Raw genomic sequence first — 1,130 nt, 5'->3', positions numbered from 1 at the left:
GCACATACGAATTGGCTTTTGATGCGGGAGAGTCAGTATATGAAATTGCTGACAGATATGCCTTGAAGTTGCCCGTCAGTTGCCGCAACGGGGTTTGTGAGATATGCCGGGCCAAGCTCGTTTCTGGCGAAGTTGAATTCGGCCCCCGAAGGGAGCTGGTTCAGGGGCCACTACAGAAAGACTTGTTGCTGTGCCAGACTTGGCCAGTGAACTCAAGCAAAATTACAATAGATAATATCTATGGGCCAGGAGAATTGCCTGTGAAGAAAACGGTTTGCCGAGTAATCGCTGTCGAAGTGATTAGAGGGCATGTTTATAAAGTTGAGTTGCAGTTACCTGCGGGCAAGCTGCCGGAGTTTTATGCCGGGCAGTATTTGGCACTTGAGATGCCGGGTAAGGATGCTGGTAGTTATTTTTCTATCGCTTCAGCGCCTGGCTTGCGAGAAATCACCCTCCACATTCAGGCTGATCCGCACTTGAACTCAGCGGTTGAAATTGTGGACTACTGTAAGGACGCGTTGGAGAGTGGAGCCAGTGTCACGATCTCTTTACCGTTTGGAAAGGCTTGTTTGCCAAAAGTGCCTGATAAGCCGCTAATCTTGATGGCTGCTGGTACCGGCTTTGCTCAAATGAAGTCTATTATTGACTATCTCCTGGCGCAGAATTATTCGCTTCCGCTTGCCTTATATTGGGGAGTTAGAAAAGAAGAAGATATGTACTTGGCAGAGTTGGCTGAGGAGTGGGCATCGAAATATGATCACTTTGAATTCCACCCGCTTATCGCAGACATTGAAAACATAGATGCAAACGCTCATCACAATCAATTGAGTGATGCGGTATTAGCAGACTTTTCAAATTTAGCGGATAGTAAGGTTTTTGTTAGTGGCTCGCCAAAGCTTGTTCATTCTGCAATGGACGCCTTGCTGGAAGCCGGATTAGAAGAACAAGACTTCTTCTCCGATGTTCTGGAATATGCGCCACGTTCTTAAATATTAGTGGCGCAAGCATGATGGTTTTAGAGCCAAGCAGAAATACTGTCTAGCTCAGTGGCTATCGAGACTCAGGTAGGGGCAATTTTGGCAGCTCAAGATTCTCGATAAGCCCTTCGAATACTTCTTTGTCGGCATTAT

The 1,130-nt window shown here is 46.7% G+C and carries 1 protein-coding gene; it reads left to right on the top strand.

All coding sequences use genetic code 11. The features are described from left to right. The coding region (locus A3766_RS25680; RefSeq protein ID WP_156509142.1) for a 2Fe-2S iron-sulfur cluster-binding protein at positions 1–989 on the top strand (989 nt) is incomplete at its 5' end. Between the last annotated feature and the right edge of the window lie 141 nt (positions 990–1,130).

This window comes from Oleiphilus sp. HI0132, from assembly GCF_001635845.1.
The sequence above is the reverse complement of the archived record's forward strand: the minus strand, read 5'-3'. Positions and strand labels throughout refer to the sequence as shown.